Source organism: Azospirillum sp. (assembly GCF_050789165.1).
The window spans coordinates 68368-81956 of sequence record NZ_JBOZRT010000155.1 but is presented as its reverse complement, the minus strand read 5'-3'; the positions used below and the strand labels follow the sequence as shown (position 1 = coordinate 81956).

The window sequence follows — 13589 nt, the reverse complement described above, 5'->3', positions numbered from 1 at the left end:
TGGTTCGGCAAACCGCGCGTTGTGGTATCATGCGCGCCCGTTCCGACCCGGCGTTCCGGGCCGGAGGCGGGCCACGCAACCGGCGAATCGCCACCACCCGACCCGCCTGAGACAGACGACCCGCATGAACATCATCATCGAACGTGCAGCCCTGCTTCGGTCCCTCGGTCACGTGCAGAGCGTGGTGGAACGCCGCAACACCATTCCGATCCTCTCCAACGTCCTGCTGCGCGCCAAGGAGGGCGAGCTGTCGCTGGCCGCCACCGACATGGACCTGGAGATGGTGGAGACCGTCCCGGCCACCATCGGCCGCCCCGGCGGCACGACCGCCCCGGCGCACACGCTGTACGACATCGTGCGCAAGCTGCCCGACGGCAGCCAGGTTGAGCTGGACGTCTCGGGCGACGGCTCGATCCTGACGCTGCGCTCCGGCCGCTCGCAGTTCAAGCTGTCCTGCCTGCCGGTGGAGGACTTCCCGCAGCTCTCCGGCGGCGAGCTGAAGCACAGCTTCGGCCTGGCCGCCGCCGACCTGCGCGCGCTGATCGACCGCACGCGCTTCGCCATCTCCACCGAGGAGACGCGCTACTACCTCAACGGCATCTACGTGCACGCCGCGCGCACCGCGGCGGCCACCGGCGACATCCCGGTGCTGCGCGCCGTCGCCACCGACGGCCACCGGCTGGCGCGGGTCGAGATGCCGCTGCCGGACGGCGCCGACGGCATCCCCGGCGTCATCGTGCCGCGCAAGACGGTCATGGAGATCCGCAAGCTGATCGACGAGGCGGCCGACCGCATCGAGATCTCGCTGTCGGAGAACAAGATCCGTTTCGCCTTCGATCAGATCATCGTGACATCGAAGCTGATCGACGGCACCTTTCCGGACTACGAGCGCGTCATCCCCGTCGGCAACGACAAGGTGCTGGAGGTCGACGCCCGCCTGTTCGCCGCCGCGGTGGACCGCGTGGCGACCATCTCGACCGAGAAGAGCCGGGCGGTGAAGCTGGCCGTCAGCCGCGGCACGCTGACCCTGTCGGCGACCAGCCCCGAAGCCGGCAGCGCCACCGAGGAACTGGAGGTCAATTACCAGGACACCCCCCTGGAAATCGGCTTCAACTCTCGCTATCTGTTGGACATCACTCAACAAATCGAGGGCGAGGGCGCCCGCTTCACCTTGGCGGACGCGGCGTCGCCCACCATCATCCGCGACGTCGCGGACGGCACGGCGCTGTACGTGTTGATGCCGATGCGCGTCTGACCCGGTGAGGGGCGGACGCCTGCCCCTTCCACGGAACGGACCAGTGCTCGAAGCGAGACGGATTCAGGAAGTGACGGCGGCCGAGGCCCTGGCGGTCACGCGTCTGACGCTGACGCGTTTCCGCGGCTATGAGCATGTGCGCCTGGCGCCCGATTATCGCCCCGTCGCCTTGATCGGTCCGAACGGTGCCGGCAAGACCAACCTGTTGGAGGCGGTCAGCTTCCTCGCCCCCGGCCGCGGGCTGCGCGGCGCCAAGCTGGCGGAGGTGCAGCGCATCGGTTCCGCCCCCGGTGAAGGCTGGGCGGTGGCGGCCACCGTGCGCACGCCGCTGGGTCCGGTCGAGATCGGAACCGGCAAGGACGCCCACCATGAGGGTGACCGCCGCGTCGTGCGCATCGACGACCATCCGGTGAAGGGCCAGACCGCGCTGGCCGAGCACGTCGCCGTGGTCTGGCTGACGCCGCAGATGGACCGGCTGTTCCTGGAGGGCTCCAGCGGCCGGCGCCGTTTCCTCGACCGCCTCGTCTTCGGCTTCGACCCGGCGCACGCCGGCCGGTTGTCGCGCTACGAGCACACGCTGCGCGAGCGCGCCCGGCTGCTGCGCGACGGCCGCTTCGACGACGGCTGGCTGTCGGGGCTGGAAGACCAGATGGTGACCACCGGCATCGCCGTCGCCGCGGCGCGGCGCGATGTGGTGCAGCGCCTGCGCTCCGCCTGCGCGCGCGCCGTGGGTCCGTTCCCCGGCGCCGACCTCGCAGTGGAGGGCACGGTGGAGACCTGGCTGAACGACGGCCCGGCGCTGGCCGCAGAGGACGCGCTGCGCGACGCTCTGCGCGCCGGCCGTCGTATCGATTCCGAAACGGGTGGTGCATCGGTTGGCCCGCACAAGAGCGACCTGTCGGTCCGCCATCACGCCAAGGACATGCCGGCGGCGCTGTGCTCGACCGGCGAACAGAAGGCGCTGCTGATCGCCATCGTGCTGGCCAACGCCCGCCTGCTGGCCGCCGAGCGGGGAGCGGCGCCGCTGCTGCTGCTGGACGAGGTCGCCGCGCACCTCGACGCCGACCGTCGGGAGGCGCTGTTCGGCGAAATCCTGGCGCTGGGCAGCCAGGCCTGGATGACCGGCACCGACGCCGCGGTGTTCGACCCGCTGGGCGACGACGCCTGCCGCTTCCGGGTGGAGGACGCGCACGTCAGGCCCGGGTAGAACCCAAAAAAATGCGGCGAATCGCACCGCGACGCACCATATTCCGCACGACCTCTGTTATAACCGAGCCATGGCACAAGAAGCACTGAAACCCGTCCTCCCGCAGGAGGAATACGGCGCCGAGTCGATCACCGTCCTGCGTGGTCTCGATGCCGTGCGCAAGCGTCCCGGCATGTACATCGGCGACACCGACGACGGTTCGGGCCTGCACCACATGGTCTACGAGGTCGTCGACAACGCCATCGACGAGGCGCTGGCCGGCTACTGCGACGCGGTGCAGGTGACGCTGAACGCCGACGGCTCGGTCACGGTGCGCGACAACGGGCGCGGCATCCCCACCGACATCCATCCGGAAGAGGGTGTGTCGGCGGCCGAGGTCGTCATGACCCAGCTGCACGCCGGCGGCAAGTTCAACCAGAACTCCTACAAGGTGTCGGGCGGCCTGCACGGCGTCGGCGTGTCGGTGGTGAACGCGCTGTCGGAGACGCTGGACCTGCGCATCTGGCGCGGTGGCCGGGCCTGGGAGATGCGCTTCCGCCACGGTGTGCCCGACGCCCCGCTGGCGGACGTCGGCGCGGCCCCGGTGCTGGATGGCGGTAAAGTGCTGAGCGGCACGGAGGTCACCTTCCTGCCGTCCAAGGAGACCTTCTCGAACACCGAGTTCGACTTCGCGACGCTGGAGCACCGGCTGCGCGAGCTGGCCTTCCTGAATTCGGGCGTGCGCCTCGTGCTGACCGACGCCCGCGGTGTCGAGCCCAAGGTCTGCGATCTTCATTACGAAGGCGGATTGGAAGCCTTCGTGCAGTGGCTCGACCGTTCGAAGGTGGCGCTGCACAAGCCGGCCATCAGCGTGAAGGCCGAGCGTCCGACCGAGCACGGCGGCGTGGTCACCGTGGAATGCTCGCTGCAGTGGAACGACAGCTACCACGAGACGACGCTCTGCTTCACCAACAACATCCCGCAGAAGGACGGCGGCACGCACCTCGCCGGCTTCCGCGCGGCGCTGACGCGGGCGATCAACAACTACGCCAACGAATCCGGCATCGCTAAGAAGGAGAAGGTCAACCTCTCGGGCGACGACGCCCGCGAAGGCCTGACCTGCGTCCTCTCGGTGAAGGTTCCGGACCCGAAATTCTCCAGCCAGACCAAGGATAAGCTCGTCTCGTCCGAGGTCCGCCCGGTGGTCGAGGCGATCGTCGGCGAGCAATTGGCGCAGTATTTCGAGGAACACCCGGCCGACGCCAAGCGCGTCGTGCAGAAGGTGGTCGAGGCCGCCGCGGCCCGCGAGGCGGCGCGCAAGGCGCGCGAGCTGACGCGGCGCAAGGGCGCGCTCGACATGGCCTCGCTGCCCGGCAAGCTGGCGGATTGCCAGGAGCGCGATCCGGCGGGGTCGGAGCTGTTCATCGTCGAGGGCGATTCGGCGGGCGGCTCGGCCAAGCAGGGGCGCTCGCGCCAGTTCCAGGCCATCCTGCCGCTGCGCGGCAAGATCCTGAACGTGGAGCGGGCGCGCTTCGACAAGATGCTGTCCTCGGCGGAGATCGGCACACTGATCGCCGCGCTGGGCACCGGCATCGGCCGGGACGAGTTCAACCCGGACAAGGCGCGCTACCACAAGATCATCATCATGACCGACGCGGACGTGGACGGCAGCCACATCCGCACGCTGCTGCTGACCTTCTTCTTCCGGCAAATGCCGGAGCTGATCGACCGCGGCTACCTCTACATCGCGCAGCCGCCGCTCTACCGCATCAAGCGTGGCAACGCCAAGGAGCGGTACCTGAAGGACGACCGCGCGCTGGAGGAGTTCCTGATCGAGGCGGCGCTGAACGACCTGTCGGTCACGCTGCCCGACGGCACCATCCTGCACGGCGATCCGCTGCGGGATCTGGTGGAGAAGGCGCGCTCCGGCCGGCACCACATCGACACGCTGGCCCGCAAGGCCGGCAACCTCGCGGTGATCGAGCAGGCGGCCATCGTCGGCGGCCTGTCCACGGCGCTGGCCAACGACGCCGCCCGCGCGGCCGAGGTGGCGGGCCTGATCGCCGCCCGCCTCAACGCCCAGGACGGCGAGGGCGGCTGGCGCGGCGAGGCGCTGCCGGAGGGCGGCTACATCCTGATCCGCACCCGGCGCGGCGTCACCCACCGCCATCGCCTGGACGGCGACCTGCTGAAGAGCGCCGAGGCCCGCAAGCTCGACGCCATGGCGGCCGACCTCAAGCGCTCGTTCGAGCAGCCGAGCCGCGCCTTCGAGAAGCAGAAAGAACTGCGTCCGGTGACCGGCCCGATGGCGCTGTTCGACGTGGTGATGGAACTGGGCCGCCGCGGCGTGACCATCCAGCGCTACAAGGGCTTGGGCGAGATGAACCCGGACCAGCTGTGGGAAACCACGCTGGACCCGACGAAGCGCTCGCTGCTGCAGGTGCGCGTTAACCACGCCGACCAGGCGGAGGAGGTCTTCTCCACCCTGATGGGCGACGTGGTCGAGCCTAGGCGTGAGTTCATCCAGGAGAACGCGCTGAAGGTGGCGAACCTGGACGTGTAGTGTTCTGAAACCCAGGTTCTGGGCCGGACAAGCGACGATGGGCGGAACTGGAAGGTTCCGCCCATCGTCATTTCACCCGTCGTTTCCAACACGGCGGCGCGGAACCGTCACGGTGTCCGTTGGTCCAAGGGTTCCGCCGCCCGTGCCGTCGGCAGCAGTACCCGCTGGTAGAAATAGCCGATGCCGACCAGACTCACTCCGAGCCCGAGGAAGGAAGCGACGCGGTACAGTCCCGTCAGATCCTCCATGTCGCTGAGGAAGACCTTGGCGACCACCGCCAGCACCAGCGCCAAGGCGGCATGCCGCATCCAGTCCCAGCCGAACCGTAGGGCCGCCATCAGAAGCAGCACGGCGAACAGCAGGAAGCCGGCCGAATAGCTGTACCATTCGGCGTTCGACATCTCGTATCCGGACAGCACCGGCCCCTGGAACGTGCGGCGGATCTCCAGGGCCAGATTGAGCGCGATCAGCGCGGCGGGCAGCAGCGGCGCGATCTGCCGCAGACGCCGGTACCGCGGCGTATCCAGCCGGAGATAGGCAAGCCCCAGCACGGCCGGCGCGCCGTAGGCCAGCAACAGGCGGTTCACCACCGGCCACGTCCCGACCGATTCGTCGGTCCACAGCGGGTTCAGGTACAGCATGTGCAGACCGACGATATGCGCCGCCGCCAGAACCGCCAGGGCGCGCCGGCCCCACACCGCCACCGGGCGCCCGTTCCAGCGCCGGTCAAAGGCCAGCAGGACCGCCAGCCCAAGCCACGCCAGCGTGTGAAGGGCGGCCTCCGCCAGGGTCGATGGCGCCTCCTGCAGGCTTCCAGCCATCCAGTGGTGGATGGCGAGCGACGCCAGCATGGTGGTGAAGATCAGCCCGCCGGCCTCCAGCACCATGACCACGACGTCGTCGCCCCGCCCGTCCGGCGCACCGCGCATCCACCATGCGGCGATCAGGAAGCTGAGAGCCGGCAGGCCGTATCCGTAGAAGATCCAGGCGGCACCCTCGTACTCCAGCACGATCGGATTGAAGGCCAGCCGGACCAGCACGGCGGCGGCCACCAGCAAGGCCACGCCGCGCAGCTCGCGCAGGGCCAATTGGCGCTCGAGCCACGCCAGCACCGGCACCTGAAGGGCCAGCGCTACCGTCAGCCACGCGTCGCGCAGGGTCATGGTGGCGCCCAGCGAGATGGCGCCCACGGCGCCCGCCGCGAAGGCCGCCATGCCCAGCGCGGCGCCCGGCCGGTGGCGATGCCGCGCCAGCGGGGTCGTGGCGCCGACCAGCAAGGCCGCCAGCCCGAGCGCCGCCGCCGGCCACCCGACGGCGGTGGTGGGTGGATCGACCAGCGCGTAGGCCAGCGCCAGCAACGCCAGCGGCACCAGCGCCGACACCGATGCCCACAGGGCGACCCGCCGCGCTCCCCACAGCGCGGCGAAGCCGCCGATCCCGAACAGCGCGGCGAAGCCGCCGGTCGTCCACAGGAAGCGGCCGATCTCGCCGGGCAGGCCATCGACGGTGGCCAGGACCAGCGGTTGCCCCTCCGCGTTGGTGGCGGGCGGCGCATCCGGAATGTAAGGCAGATTCCAGGGCGCGAGGGCTGCCAGCACGACGAAGGCAGCGGTCCAGCCGATGCCGGCCAGCCGCTCCACCCGCCGCCCGGCCACCAGCAGGAGCAGTGCGAACAGCCCCAGCGCGGCGAGCGACACGCCGCCGTGCCCGTCGGTCCAGGCCAGCGCCGCGGTCAGGGCTCCCAGCACCGGCACGGCCGTCATCGCCAGCCGGTCCATGGGAGGGCGGCGGCGGGGCAGCGCCCAGGCCGGCAGGACCGCCCGCCATCCGCCGGCCGGCGGTGCTGGCTCGCCCTCCGTGTCGCTCCATGGGGCGGACATCGCCGGCATCAGGAACAGCGCGGTGGTCAGCAGCAGATAGAGGCCGACCGGCAGCGCGTCGCCGTCCCTCCACACGAACGCGAACCACGTCAGCGGCCAGAACGCCGCGCCCGCCAGCGTCCCCCAGCCGAGCCAGCGCCACCCGCGCCAGCGGACCACGGCCATCGCCGCCGCCGACAGGGCCAGCAGATAGGGGAACAGCCCCCAGGCCATGGGATCGCCCGTCTCCACCAGCAGCGGCGTGGTGAAGCCGGCGAGCAGCCCCAGCGCGGCGATGAACGGCCCCTGCAGCAGCGACAACCCCATGCCGAGCAGCGACAGCGCCGCCAGCAGCACGAAGGCGATCAAAGGCGGAATGAGGTCGAACAGCGCGAAGCCGCCGTAGACGCTGGCGAAGGCGGCGAACAGCCCCGCTGCGGTCAAGGCCGGCGGGACGTAGTCGGGGCGAACCGCGGCGATGGCGCGCTGGTCCGGCCGACGCCGCAGCCATTCGCCGCCGATCACCAGCCCGGCCCCGGCCAGCAGCCCCAGCGCGACCCGCACGCCCGGCCCGAGCCAGCCTTGCTCGACCGACAGCTTGATGAAGAAGGCCGCGGCCAGCGCCATGGTGGCGCCGCCCAGCCAGATCAGCCAGCGGGAGGCCAGCGAGTCCTCCAGGTCGCGCCAACGCGAGCGCCCAGCCCCGGCCAGCGGTTCCGGTGCCGGTTCGGGAGGCGCTTCCTCGGCGACGGTGAGGGCGGGTTCCGGCTCCGGTTCGGCGACCGGAGTCCCGACGGACGCGGAGACCGTGTCGGAGACCGGCTGTTCACCGGCCGACAGACGGGCCAGGGCCTGCCGCAGTTCGGTGATCTCACGCGCCTGTCGTTTCAGGCGTTTGTCGAGACGGTGATAGACGACGCCGATCACCAGAACCAACAACAGGGTTTCCATCGCGCCGCCCTAACACTGGTCCGATGCGGCATACAAGATAGCGCCTGCAACCGGTCGGTGTCTCGGTCACCGTCCGGCGATCTCGGAAGTCCTGATCGGCAGACTGGCTGGATGATGGCTGGCGAAAGCCCCTCGTCGCCTCCGGCGGGTCGCCGTGTGCTTGGCAATCGCCGACCGCCGGCACAGGTTTGGCAATCGCCGACCAGCCCCGAGTCGGGGCGTTTTCCAGCGCCGGCCTTGGCAATCGCCGGCCAAAGCCTTGGCGATCACCGACCGCGACTCGTGGTCATCCCCAGGCAATCGCCGACCAAGCAAATAGACTCCAGCAAATAGGCCTTCAAATAGCTTGGTCGGCGACTGCCAAATGGACTCCCCGGCGCCCTGCATGATGGAGTGCGCACCGATGGAGGACCCTATGGGTGATGTGCACCAACTCGTGATCGCGCACGGCCGGCAGGAAGCGCGCAATCTTGTCGACCCCAAGCGCGCCAGCGTCGTCGATGTCGCGGCGGCCGTGCTCGAAGAGGAGTCCAACGCGCTCGGCATCACCTATTCGGGCTTCTGCCTGACCAGCCTGCCGCACCGGCGTCTGGCGGCGGATGCCGAATGGCGGCGCGACCAGGGGAGGGTCACGCTGCTCGTCGAACCGGGCAAGGAGCGTAGGCGCGACGGCAGCTTCGCCCACGTCGGCGTGCCGTACGGCGCCAAGGCGCGGCTCATCCTGCTCTATCTGCAGACCCGCGCCATCCAGGACAACAGCCGCGAGATCGAGCTTGGCCGCTCGATGAACGCGTGGCTCGACCGCATGGGCGTCTCGGCCGGCGGCTCGACCTACAAGGCGGTGCAGGAGCAGGCGACGCGCATCAACCTGTGCCGGCTGACCTTCTTCTGGGACAAGAACGGCGCCGAGGGCTTCGCCAAGGAGAACATCGTCAACGGCGGCATCCGCCTGCGCGACGACGACGGGCAGGGCACGCTGTGGCGCGAGACGGTGCAGCTGTCGGAGACCTTCTTCACCGCGCTGAAGCGCTCGCCGGTGCCGATCTGGGAGCCGGCGATCCGTCACATCGGCGGCTGCTCCATGGCCATCGACGTCTATGTCTGGCTCGCCTACCGGCTGCACGTGCTGAAGGAGCGGACGCCCGTGACCTGGGCGGCGCTGTTCAACCAGTTCGGCGGCGGCTACAAGGCACTGAAGCACTTCAAGCCGGAATTCCGCGAGGCGCTCGACTTGGCGCTCGCCGTGTACGAGTCGGCCCGCGTCGAGGTGGGCGAGGCCGGCGTGCTGCTGCACCCGTCGCCCCCGCCGATCCCCGAGCGGATGATCGCGAGTCGGTGATTGCCAAACCAGGGGAGTCGGCGATTGCCAAACTGGTCGAGACGCGTCGGCGATTGCCAAACGGCGCGGCCGGGATTGGCGGTTTCGACGGAGTCCGTGACCTTTCATCCAACGCCGTCCTCAGGCCGGCTTGGCAATCACCGACCAACGCCATCATCGGGAATCGCCCCTCTCCGCGAGCAACCACCGTTCGATGGCGGCGACCACGTGGGCCTGCTCGCTCGCGTCCAGCGGATGGCCGCGGCGGATCGCGTGCCATTTCTCCAGGCAGGAGCGGCAGCAGGTGCCGGTCGCGTGCTGCGCGATGAACACAGGGTGCCCGCGGAACGGCGTCTGCTTGCCGTCGTTCGTGGGATGGGCGGGGGCGAGCCGCTTGGCAACGAAATCGCACGCGTGCTCGAGAACCGTGGCGAACCCCTTGTTGTGCAGGTAGGCGCGTTCCCGTGGTCCGAGGTGGAAACGCTGGCGGAACGACGACCGCGCCAGCCCGGCGAACACCTGATCCAGATCCCGCATACCGTCAGGGTGCGTCCGGCGTCGCCGGGCGTGTCCGGTCAACGTGGCCGAGCGGCTTCTCGGGGGCGGCGCGGTCGCGGACCCGCTGCTTGAGTTCGGTGATCTCCGGAAAGCGCCCCTCGTCCTTGCGCGACCAGACGACGTGCTCCCCCACGCGGACGACGAACGCGCCGCCGGCCCCGGGGACGAGCGTCACGCCGCCCAGTTCGTCCTCGAACGTGGACAGCAGCTCCTGAGCCATCCAGGCCGCCCGCAGCAGCCAGCGGCATTGCCGGCAGTATTCGATCTCGACCCTCGGCTTGTCCGTCATGCGCGCATCACCGGGTTTCCTCACCGCTTCGCGGGTTGCGGGTTGATGACGCACCACGCGTCGGTGACGGCTTTCACGAATTCACCATCGCTCATCCGCATCAGCGCGTCGACCTGGCTGCGCGCCGATGCGCAGAACGCCTCCGCGTCGATCCCGTAGGACATCCGGCCTTCGCGGCGCGCGATGTCGGAGGCCGCTTCCGTGCGCCACCGGTCGAACCGGCCCAGGCCGCGCTTGGCGATGATCTCCTTCTCCCAGCCGCTAAAGCGCGTCCGGTGGTGCTCCGTCAGGGCGGCGTAGGCGCGCATCGAGGCGCTCTGCCGGGCGTCCATCGCCTGGCGGCCGGTGTCCCCCGTTGGCGCTTCGAGACGGCCGGTCGGCCGTCCGGCCGCCCGATCCTCCTCGATCGTCTTGCACATGAGCGCGCGCACCATGACCTGCGTGTGAACGCGCAGGCCGGCCTCGGCGACCGCGAGCGGCTGCGGCTTCGGGCAGGCGTCCGTTCCCTGCGCGGCGGCCGGTCCGCCAAGGTTCCCGAGAAGCACGCCCACCATGCCGCCAAGGACGGCCTTTCGCCGATTACGCATGATCCGTTACTCCACCGGCTCCGGGTGCCGCACCAGGGAGGCGGCCTTCAGCAGCACCTCGGGGCCGGCGCCGGGGCGGTGGGCGTTCTCGCTGATGTGGCGGCGCCAGGCGCGCGCGCCGGACAGTCCCTGGAACAAGCCCAGCATGTGCCGGGTGATCATGGCCAGCTGGACGCCCCGCGACAGCCGCTCCTCGACGTAGGGGAGCATCGCCTCGACCACCGCGTGCCGGTCGGGACCGGGGGCGCCGCCGAGAAAGCGGCGGTCGACATCGGCCAGCAGGTAAGGATTCTCGTAGGCGGCGCGGCCGATCATGACGCTGTCCACGCGGGTCAGGTGCTCCGCCGTCTCGTCGAGCGAGCGCACGCCGCCGTTGATGGCGATGGTGAGGTGCGGATACTCCCGCTTCAGCCGGTGGACGAGGTCGTAGCGCAGCGGCGGGACGTCGCGGTTCTCCTTCGGGCTGAGGCCCCGCAGCCACGCCTTGCGGGCGTGCACGACGAAGTGCGTGCAGCCGGCCGCCGACACGGTGCGGACGAAGCCCTCCAGCGTCGGCCACTCCTCCATCTCGTCGATGGCGATGCGGGACTTGACGGTCACCGGGATCGACACCGCCGCGCGCATGGCGCCGACGATCCGCGCCACCAGCTCCGGCTCGGCCATCAGGCAGGCGCCGAAGCGGCCGGACTGCACCCGGTCGCTCGGGCAGCCGACGTTCAGGTTGACCTCGTCGTAGCCCCACTCCTCGGCGATGCGGGCGCAGGCGGCGAGTTCGGCGGGATCGGAGCCGCCGAGCTGCAGAGCCACCGGGTGCTCCGCCGCGTCGAAGCCGAGCAAGCGGTCGCGTGGCCCGTGCAGCACGGCGCCGGAGGTCACCATCTCGGTGTAGAGCAGTGTGCCCTTCGACAGCTGGCGGTGGAAGTACCGGCAGTGCCGGTCCGTCCAGTCCATCATGGGTGCAACCGATATCGGGAATGCGTTACGCATCAACTGGTTACGGTCCGTTTCGTCAACGTTTCGGCCACCTTGCGTGCTCCCGTTTCTCAACATTCCCGGTGCGTTTCCAACCATTTCGTTGACGCCGCGCCAACAATGTTGTCACCTCCCGGCCCATGTTGTCAGGGGAGAGGCGACCGCATGGGAGCGATCACGGAACGGCCGAAGAAGGGCGGCGGGAAAGCCTATCTCGCGCAGGTGAAGATCGTTCGTGACGGCAAGATTGTCCACCGCGAAAACAGGACGTTCGAGCGGCGGCAGGCTGCGGCGGCGTGGCTGGAGAAACGCGAAGCCGAGTTGCGCGCGCCCGGCGGGCTGGAGCGTGCCAAGGCCGACGACCCGACGCTCTCCATGGTCATCGACCAGTACATCACCGATTACGGCGGGGAGATCGGCAGGACCAAGGCCCAGGTGTTGCGGGCCGTCAAGGCGACTGATCTTGGCGAGATCCCAATCAGCAAAGTCACGAGCGCGGATATCGTCGCGATGCTGCGCGGGCTCGACGTGAAGCCGCAGACGCGCGGGAACTACCTGTCGCACCTATCCGCGGTCATCTCGGCGGCCCGGCCGGCGTGGGGGCACGATGTTGACCCGGCGGTGGTCAAGGATGCAGCCATTGCCGCGAAGCGCCTGAAGCTGGTGGTGAAGTCGCAGCAGCGCCAGCGACGGCCGACCTTGGACGAACTGGACGCGCTCATGAGGCACTTCGCCGACCGGGAGCGGCGCCGGCCGTCCATGCTCCCGATGACGCGGGTCATCCCGTTCGCGCTGTTCTCGACGCGGCGGTTGGAGGAAATCACCCGCATTCGGTGGGCCGACTTGGACGTGAAGAACAGCCGCATCCTCGTGCGCGACATGAAGAACCCAGGCGAGAAAATGGGGAACGACATCTGGTGTGACCTACCAGCACCAGCCCTGAAGTTCCTCACCTCAATGCCAAAAGCGACGGTGAAGGGGAAGGAGACCGACGAGATTTTCCCCTACTCGACGGATGCCATAGGCGCCAACTTCACCCGGGCCTGCCTGCTTCTGGGCATCAACGCGCCTGAAATGCCGGATGAGGACCGGCTGCACTTCCACGATCTGCGCCACGAGGGGACATCGAGGCTCTTTGAGATGGGCCTGAACATCCCCCACGTCGCAGCGGTGACCGGGCATCGGTCGTGGACGAGCCTGAAGCGATACACGCACATCCGGGAGGCCGGTGACAAATACGCAACTTGGGAATGGCTGAAGGTCGCTGACGAGCCGTACCAGCCAAGACGGTCAGGACGTTAGGCTCTTAAGCTCCTTCTCTGCCGCACGCTTCCGCTCGTCCAGCCACAGCGCCAGGTGCTCAATGGCGATGCCGCGGGCTGACTTCTGGCTACCTGGGTCCGTCCGAACGATGGGGAGCTTGATCTCCCCCGTCTGGATGCGCGCGATGAGCCGCTGTTCGGACAGGTGCGGGAAGTAGTCCTTGCACACCCGGTTGAGCGGGATGATGGCAAGGCCGTCATACTGAGCGGCGAGAAGGAGTTGCGTGTTCATCAGCAGATGCCCTGTTCGTGTTGCTGCGTTCTCGTGGTCGTCGGTGCTGTAGCGCTCAGCCATTCCCCACCCCCGCTCCTGTGTCCTGTACCGAGGCCGAGAGCAAGACCACGTTCATCGGGTGGACGCGCACAGGCTCGTTCTCGCCATCGACCAGCACGAGGACGTGGCACATGGGCGATCTGGGGAACAGCACGGTTCCTTCCCGGCCGGACCAGTCGCCCTCGTGCTGGAGCCGCACGCGCTGCCCGACGGTCGGATCGACGCCGTACTGTCGCCGCACCGGCCCATAGTGGTCGTCGGCGGGAACGTCATGCCGACGGCGGGCGCGGGCGATCCGCAGGAACGCGCCGAACTTGATCCTGTCGTCCAGGATGCCGTAATCGCCGTAGGCCATAGACAGCGCCTTGCCGCGGGTGGCGGCTTGGTAGGTGATAGGCGGGAAGCCCTGTACCGTTACGTCGTAGAGCGGCCACACGGGAGCCCTCGCCACGGCC

Annotated in this window: 12 protein-coding genes; 5 read left to right on the top strand and 7 right to left on the bottom strand. The window is 69.1% G+C overall.

Translation table 11 applies throughout. The features are described from left to right. The first annotated feature begins 124 nt into the window (after nucleotides 1-124). The 3 genes from dnaN to gyrB all read left to right on the top strand — a co-directional run bounded on the left by dnaN (nucleotide 125) and on the right by gyrB (nucleotide 5004). Nucleotides 125-1255, top strand: coding sequence for a DNA polymerase III subunit beta (dnaN, locus tag ACRWK7_RS32355; protein ID WP_431861514.1), 1131 nt, complete (start codon nucleotides 125-127; stop codon nucleotides 1253-1255). A gap of 70 nt (nucleotides 1256-1325) precedes the next feature. Beyond that, nucleotides 1326-2462, top strand: coding sequence for a DNA replication/repair protein RecF (recF, locus tag ACRWK7_RS32350; RefSeq protein WP_431861512.1), 1137 nt, complete (start codon nucleotides 1326-1328; stop codon nucleotides 2460-2462). Between the two features lie 70 nt (nucleotides 2463-2532). Beyond that, a complete protein-coding gene (gene gyrB, locus ACRWK7_RS32345) occupies nucleotides 2533-5004 on the top strand; it encodes a DNA topoisomerase (ATP-hydrolyzing) subunit B (RefSeq protein WP_431861510.1) in 2472 nt (823 codons plus the stop codon). Between the two features lie 107 nt (nucleotides 5005-5111). Here gyrB and ACRWK7_RS32340 read toward each other — a convergent pair whose 3' ends face one another. Further along, complete coding sequence (locus ACRWK7_RS32340) at nucleotides 5112-7814, bottom strand: DUF2339 domain-containing protein (protein ID WP_431861508.1); 2703 nt, start codon at nucleotides 7812-7814, stop codon at nucleotides 5112-5114. Between the two features lie 415 nt (nucleotides 7815-8229). On the opposite strand from ACRWK7_RS32340, the gene ACRWK7_RS32335 reads away from it, so the two are divergent. Continuing rightward, nucleotides 8230-9153: a replication protein RepA gene (locus tag ACRWK7_RS32335; protein ID WP_431861506.1), complete on the top strand. Its 924-nt coding sequence runs from the start codon at nucleotides 8230-8232 to the stop codon at nucleotides 9151-9153. A gap of 153 nt (nucleotides 9154-9306) precedes the next feature. Here ACRWK7_RS32335 and ACRWK7_RS32330 read toward each other — a convergent pair whose 3' ends face one another. Genes ACRWK7_RS32330 through dusA form a run of 4 tightly spaced genes read right to left on the bottom strand, consistent with a single transcriptional unit; the run spans nucleotide 9307 to nucleotide 11520 of the window. Beyond that, on the bottom strand, nucleotides 9307-9669 hold the full coding sequence (locus ACRWK7_RS32330) for a DUF4186 domain-containing protein (protein WP_431861504.1): 363 nt from the start codon (nucleotides 9667-9669) through the stop codon (nucleotides 9307-9309). Between the two features lie 4 nt (nucleotides 9670-9673). Continuing rightward, nucleotides 9674-9979 (bottom strand): SelT/SelW/SelH family protein, encoded by a 306-nt coding sequence (locus ACRWK7_RS32325; protein WP_431861502.1) that lies wholly within the window; start codon nucleotides 9977-9979, stop codon nucleotides 9674-9676. 20 nt (nucleotides 9980-9999) lie between these two features. Further along, nucleotides 10000-10533, bottom strand: coding sequence for a hypothetical protein (locus tag ACRWK7_RS32320; RefSeq protein WP_431861500.1), 534 nt, complete (start codon nucleotides 10531-10533; stop codon nucleotides 10000-10002). Between the two features lie 39 nt (nucleotides 10534-10572). Then, a complete protein-coding gene (gene dusA / locus ACRWK7_RS32315) occupies nucleotides 10573-11520 on the bottom strand; it encodes a tRNA dihydrouridine(20/20a) synthase DusA (RefSeq protein ID WP_431861498.1) in 948 nt (315 codons plus the stop codon). Between the two features lie 183 nt (nucleotides 11521-11703). Here dusA and ACRWK7_RS32310 point away from each other — a divergent pair, with 183 nt between their 5' ends. Continuing rightward, a complete protein-coding gene (locus ACRWK7_RS32310; RefSeq protein WP_431861497.1) occupies nucleotides 11704-12840 on the top strand; it encodes a tyrosine-type recombinase/integrase in 1137 nt (378 codons plus the stop codon). Here ACRWK7_RS32310 and ACRWK7_RS32305 read toward each other — a convergent pair. Together ACRWK7_RS32305 and ACRWK7_RS32300 are read right to left on the bottom strand one after the other, a co-directional pair. Beyond that, a complete protein-coding gene (locus ACRWK7_RS32305; protein ID WP_431861495.1) occupies nucleotides 12829-13155 on the bottom strand; it encodes a pyocin activator PrtN family protein in 327 nt (108 codons plus the stop codon). The genes ACRWK7_RS32310 and ACRWK7_RS32305 overlap by 12 nt on opposite strands. Then, complete coding sequence (locus tag ACRWK7_RS32300) at nucleotides 13148-13585, bottom strand: hypothetical protein (protein WP_431861493.1); 438 nt, start codon at nucleotides 13583-13585, stop codon at nucleotides 13148-13150. Before ACRWK7_RS32300 ends, ACRWK7_RS32305 begins: the two co-directional genes overlap by 8 nt. Between the last annotated feature and the right edge of the window lie 4 nt (nucleotides 13586-13589).

Excerpts from the sequence above, each read along its gene's own strand:
- dnaN (WP_431861514.1), top strand. The coding sequence starts at position 125 with ATGAACATCATCATCGAACGTGCAGCCCTGCTTCGGTCCCTCGGTCAC.
- gyrB (WP_431861510.1), top strand. The coding sequence starts at position 2,533 with ATGGCACAAGAAGCACTGAAACCCGTCCTCCCGCAGGAGGAATACGGC.
- ACRWK7_RS32340 (WP_431861508.1), bottom strand. The coding sequence starts at position 7,814 with ATGGAAACCCTGTTGTTGGTTCTGGTGATCGGCGTCGTCTATCACCGT.
- ACRWK7_RS32335 (WP_431861506.1), top strand. The coding sequence starts at position 8,230 with ATGGGTGATGTGCACCAACTCGTGATCGCGCACGGCCGGCAGGAAGCG.
- ACRWK7_RS32330 (WP_431861504.1), bottom strand. The coding sequence starts at position 9,669 with ATGCGGGATCTGGATCAGGTGTTCGCCGGGCTGGCGCGGTCGTCGTTC.
- ACRWK7_RS32325 (WP_431861502.1), bottom strand. The coding sequence starts at position 9,979 with ATGACGGACAAGCCGAGGGTCGAGATCGAATACTGCCGGCAATGCCGC.
- ACRWK7_RS32320 (WP_431861500.1), bottom strand. The coding sequence starts at position 10,533 with ATGGTGGGCGTGCTTCTCGGGAACCTTGGCGGACCGGCCGCCGCGCAG.
- dusA (WP_431861498.1), bottom strand. The coding sequence starts at position 11,520 with ATGATGGACTGGACGGACCGGCACTGCCGGTACTTCCACCGCCAGCTG.
- ACRWK7_RS32310 (WP_431861497.1), top strand. The coding sequence starts at position 11,704 with ATGGGAGCGATCACGGAACGGCCGAAGAAGGGCGGCGGGAAAGCCTAT.
- ACRWK7_RS32305 (WP_431861495.1), bottom strand. The coding sequence starts at position 13,155 with ATGGCTGAGCGCTACAGCACCGACGACCACGAGAACGCAGCAACACGA.